Annotated in this window: 2 protein-coding genes; one reads left to right on the forward strand and one right to left on the reverse strand. The window is 71.2% G+C overall.

Annotation, left to right across the window (positions count from 1 at the left end; genetic code table 11):
• Positions 1-1,785 (reverse strand): penicillin acylase family protein (locus VFN12_RS05330; protein WP_325117565.1); only part of this gene is annotated, 1,785 nt, incomplete at its 3' end.
• Positions 1,786-1,875: 90 nt separating this feature from the next.
• Here VFN12_RS05330 and VFN12_RS05335 point away from each other — a divergent pair.
• Positions 1,876-2,157: an FmdB family zinc ribbon protein gene (locus VFN12_RS05335; RefSeq protein WP_325117566.1), complete on the forward strand. Its 282-nt coding sequence runs from the start codon at positions 1,876-1,878 to the stop codon at positions 2,155-2,157.
• The last annotated feature ends 232 nt before the right edge of the window (positions 2,158-2,389 follow it).

Consider the following 2,389-nt stretch of genomic DNA (forward strand, 5'->3'; position numbering starts at 1 on the left):
GCGGTAGCCCCGGTCCCAGTCGTCGGTCAGGTGGTAGGGGTACTCCGGGTCGACCACCGCCTGGTTGGCGGTGACGACGAAGCCCTCGTCGGGGTCGAGGACGCTCGGCAGACCCTGGAACGGGACGTAGTCACCCGACCAGTCGTCGTCGGGCCGCCAGCCCTCCGCCGGCAGGTTGCCGTCGTTGCCGGACTTGCGGATCGGGATCCGACCCGGGGCCTGGTAGCCGATGTGCCCGTCACGGTCGGCGTAGACCATGTTCTGGGCCGGGATGTCGAAGCGAGACGCGGCCCGGCGGAACGAGTCCCAGTCAGAGGCGACGTTGAGGCGCAGGATCGCGTCGGCGGTGGGCGCGGGCTGCAGGCCGGTCCACGCCAGGGACACGGAGTACCCCGCGCCGCGTGGCTGGGGGTGGTCGACCGGCGCCTTCTGGCCCAGCTCCTCGTACTCCTCCGACACGTCGGAGAGGAGCGGTCCGTGTCGTGTCGAGCGCACGGTGAGCTGTACGTCGTCGCCGTCGCGCACCTCGATCGTCTCGGTCCGGGTCTGCAGCGGCCGCCACCGGTCGTCGTACCGCCAGCGGTTGCCGTCGACCCGCTCGAGGTAGAGGTCGCTCACGTCCGGGCCGAGGTTGGTGAATCCCCAGGCGATGTCGGCGTTGTGGCCGATCACCACACCCGGGACGCCGGAGAAGGTGAAGCCGGCGACGTCGAGCGGACAGGCCCGGGAGACCGTGCGGCAGTGCAGACCCATCTGCATCCAGACCCCGGGCAGGGAGACCCCGAGGTGGGGGTCGTTGGCCAGCAGCGGCTCGCCGGTGGCGGAATGGTCGCCGGAGACCGCCCAGGCGTTGCTGCCGATCCCGTCGCCACGGCCCAGCAGGGCGGGCATCCGGTCGGCGAGGGCGTGCACGTCCCGCAGCGCGTCACGGGCGGCGGACGGGTACGCCGGCCGCTGCGGGAGACGGGTCCCCGGTCCGGTGGCGTCCTGCTCGTAGACACCGTCGACGACGGCGCCCTGCCCCACGATCGGTGCGTGCTCGTCGTAGGGGTAGGGAGGGTAGAGCTGCCGCACCTCGGCCGGGGTGTGCTCGGCGAGCGCGAGGGCGCGGTCGATCTCGTCGGTCATGTTGCCGCGCAGGTCCCAGGCCATGGCCTTCAGCCAGGCCAGGGAGTCGACCGGGGTCCAGGGTTCGGGGCGGTAGTCGAGGCCACCGGCCCGCAGGACGGTGTACTCCAGGCCGAGCTCGCTGGGACTCCGGTCGGCGATGTAGGCGTTGACGCCGTCGGCGTACGCCTTGAGCGCGGCGCGGGTGTCCGGCCCGACCAGCGCCAGCTCCTCCTGGGCGACCCTGCGCCAGCCCATGGTGCGGATCAGCCGGTCGGTCTCCAGGGTGGCCTCGCCGAACATCTCCGAGAGCCGCCCCGCAGTGAGGTGCCGGCGGATGTCCATCTCGTAGAACCGCTCCTGCGCGTGGACGAACCCCTGCGCCCGCATCAGGTCGTCCATGGAGTCGCCGTAGAGCTGCGGGATGCCGAACTCGTCGCGGACGACGGTGACCTCGCTCTCCAGCCCCGGGACCTCGAGCTCGCCGGTCGTCTGCGGGAGGGGCCGCTGGGTCAGCATGAACCCGGTCACCAGGCCGGCGACCAGGATCAGCACGAGGACCACGACGACGTACAGCGAAGCCCGGGCGTATCCCGGCCAGCTGCGGAACGTCTCCCTCCAGCCTCGGCCTTCCGGGTCTGGGTCGTCGGGTGGGGATGACTCGGTCTGGTCGGACATGGTGCTCGCCATTGTGCCGTACCATTGGCAGTCGTCGGGGGTGAGTGCCAGCCTCCCTCCGGTCCGCCGAAACTCCAAAGGATCCGACCAGTGCCGACCTACCAGTACGCCTGTACCGAGTGCGGGCACGCCTTCGAGCAGTTCCAGAACTTCTCCGACGACACCCTGACCGTGTGTCCCGAGTGTGAGGGCCGGCTGCGCAAGCTCTTCAGCGCCGTGGGCGTGGTGTTCAAGGGCTCCGGCTTCTACCGCACCGACTCCCGTCCCTCCGACAAGTCTGAGCCCGCCTCCACGAAGGACGCTCCCAAGTCCGACTCCACGAAGTCGGAGACCCCAGCGGCGAGCAAGCCCAAGGAGACCGCCACCACCTGAGCGCCGGGAGGGTTTCGAGACGGGTCGCGCCCGACCTCGCTCCGCTCGGGCGGCCGCCGAGCCCTCCTCAACCTCCTCGCCTGTCTGACCCGGCACAAGCGCCGGGTCAGGGCTCGGACCTGTGGATGACGGCGGCGGCGCGGGCGGATCTCTCCTAGCGTCGGGCCATGGTCCCGCTCTCCCGTCCGACCCGCCTCGCCGGCGCCTGGCGTCGGCTACGCCGCGTCGTGCT

Source organism: Nocardioides sp. (assembly GCF_035703625.1).
In the GTDB taxonomy this organism is placed as follows: domain Bacteria; phylum Actinomycetota; class Actinomycetes; order Propionibacteriales; family Nocardioidaceae; genus Nocardioides.